2 protein-coding genes are annotated in these 2,812 nt (G+C 41.4%); one reads left to right on the top strand and one right to left on the bottom strand.

Going from position 1 to position 2,812, the window contains the following annotated elements:
• Window positions 1–75: 75 nt before the first annotated feature.
• On the bottom strand, window positions 76–1,020 hold the full coding sequence (locus AB4653_RS17590; protein WP_009847933.1) for an SDR family oxidoreductase: 945 nt from the start codon (window positions 1,018–1,020) through the stop codon (window positions 76–78).
• Between the two features lie 172 nt (window positions 1,021–1,192).
• Here AB4653_RS17590 and AB4653_RS17585 point away from each other — a divergent pair.
• A partial coding sequence (locus AB4653_RS17585; RefSeq protein ID WP_372104851.1) for a polysaccharide biosynthesis protein occupies window positions 1,193–2,812 on the top strand: 1,620 nt, incomplete at its 3' end.

Raw genomic sequence — 2,812 nt, 5'->3', positions numbered from 1 at the left:
ATATAAGTACTACTAATTAATCAAAAACACCTGAAGAACTTATGGATAAGAAAGTAACAAGCTATCTAAAACACATCAATGCGACTTCAAGTACGCTTCTACTGTTCTTTTGATTCCTTGCTTAAAGGTCACGGGAGGTGTCCACCCCAGAATTTCCTTCGTCAAACAAATATCAACTTGGAGGTTGCCACATACTCTTTGTGCGACTTGTTGTTTTTTTAACACTGAAGCACTCAGCTCTATCCAAGACATAGGAACGGGTATAAGCCTCGGTGTTTTTCCCATAGATAGAGCAATTGTTCGCATTAATTGAGTTGTCGATACATCATGGTCATCAGAAGCCAAAAATGTATGCCCTGGAGCCAAAGGGTGTTCACAGCACACCAGTATCAAACTGGATAGATTATCCAGATACACCAAGCTTCGACGGTTCTTTATGGCACCAAACGGTAATGGAATACCCTTGTCAATCAAACGCATCATAGATAAGAAATTCGCTTTTACGCCAGGTCCATAAACTAATGGCGGCCTGATAATAACCACTTCTAACCCTGTATCTTTTGAGAGCTTAGCCACCTCAACTTCAGCTTCATACTTACTCAAACTGTAAGGGTCTTGAGGAGTATTATTTAAATTCGGCCCAAAGGGTAAATTGGGCTCGCTAAACTCACCGTTTACTTTGATCGAACTAACAAAGACAAATCTCTTAACGCCCGCATCAGCTGCCTGCTTCGCTAAGTTCAATGTACCCAGTGTATTAATATCTCGATAGGCTATCACTGCATCTTGCTCGACCTCATTCATTTGATGAACACGAGCTGCACAGTGAACAACACAATCGACACCTTCGAATGAACCCGACCAATCAGTAGATGCGCCAATAGAAGGAACAACCAAGCTATTAGTTAGTGGACCTATTTGCTTACGCACAACCGGAGTGACTGCCCAGTCACGCTCTCTAGCCAACTCAACAACTCTAGAGCCGACAAAACCAGTGCTGCCTGTGACTACAATTCTCATAATGCAAAAAGCCTAAAAGTAGAACAAATAACAAACAATATTAACAGTAAACGTACCGAGTGACACATAACAATCAATTACAACTAGCTTACCGCACTCAACAACATTAAAATACAGTCTAAAAACTATAATCATCAAACTTAAGACGCTCAGTGGCTCGCTAAGGAACACCATGATCAGACCAATACATATATTGCTTAATGCCAAACGCAAGAACAAGCGTTTCATCAGTATTGGCTATGATATTTTCGCTATCGTGATTTCACTCTATCTAGCCATTGCCTTAAGGCTTGGAAATGCTTTTTTTTCAGTCGAAATAGAGGAACTAATCACTCTTTTTATTACTGTTTCAATCACAATTTATAGCTTCATTAAATTAGGAATGTACCGAGCTGTCCTACGTTATATGATGCTACCAGCCGTGGGCAACATTTTCTTTGGCGTTATAATATCGACCCTAGCTTTAATAATGAGTGGATTTTTTTTCCAATCGTTCATCCCTAGAAGTGTCCCATTTATATATGCGGGCTTGGCAACCCTGACGCTAGGTGGCCCCAGAATACTTATCCGTTCAATTTATTATCATTGGTTTAAGCGTCAAAAGCCCAATGTGTTTATTTATGGCGCAGGGGCTACCGGTCGCGACTTAACATATGCTCTGATTCAGGGGGATGAATACAATCCAGTCGTATTACTTGATGACGACCCTACAAAGTCAGGTCAAATATTATTTGGACTTAAGGTCCACCACTCAAGTGAATTTGAACACCTTCAATCACTTTATCAACCCGTAAAGCTGCTTTTGGCCATTAATGGGATTAATAAAGGTGAGCGCTTGAGATTGGTTGAAAAATTGTCACATTGGCCAATCGCAGTGCAATCCGTTCCATCAGTAGAAGATATTGCTACAGGAAAAGCGACAGCAACTGACGTAAAAGACTTAGACGTTGCAGATCTACTTGGAAGAGCTGCTGTGGACCCTGACAAGGCACTTTTAGCACAAAACATTTTCAATAAGAATGTAATGGTTACTGGCGCCGGAGGCTCTATTGGCTCTGAGCTGTGTCGTCAAATCATGTCACAGAAACCCAAAACACTTGTGCTGTTTGAGCTAAATGAATACAACCTTTATAAAATCGACCAAGAACTAAATTCGACCAAAATAAATTTAAAAAGCGAAACTCAAATCGTTGCAGCTCTTGGCTCCGTTCAGAGACAAAACCGCTTAGAAAAATTGATGACAGCGCATGGCGTTGAAACTGTTTACCATGCTGCAGCATATAAACATGTTCCGTTAGTTGAAGATAATATTGTTGAAGGCGTTCGTAATAATGTGTTTGGCACACTTGCTTGCGCTGAAGCTGCGATCCAAACAGGGGTAAAAAACTTCACTCTAATCTCAACAGATAAAGCAGTGAGACCAACTAACGTAATGGGGGCAACCAAGCGCATGGCTGAGTTGGTTCTTCAAGCGTTGGCAGATAAGCAAGACACCACAAATTTCACAATGGTACGTTTTGGTAATGTTCTAGGCTCTTCGGGCTCGGTTGTTCCATTATTCAAAAAGCAAATCAAATGTGGCGGCCCTGTAACCGTAACTCACCCTGATATCATTCGTTATTTCATGCTGATCCCCGAAGCAGCCCAACTTGTTATCCAAGCAGGGGCCATGGGTAACAATGGTCAGGTGTTCGTTCTTGATATGGGCGAGCCAGTCAAGATTTTAGACCTAGCGAAACGAATGATTCACCTAATGGGTATGCAAGAAAATATAGAAGGATCACCTCAAGAG

Source organism: Vibrio sp. 10N.222.48.A3 (assembly GCF_041475345.1).
GTDB lineage: Bacteria > Pseudomonadota > Gammaproteobacteria > Enterobacterales > Vibrionaceae > Vibrio > Vibrio tasmaniensis_A.
The sequence above is the reverse complement of the archived record's forward strand: the minus strand, read 5'-3'. Positions and strand labels throughout refer to the sequence as shown.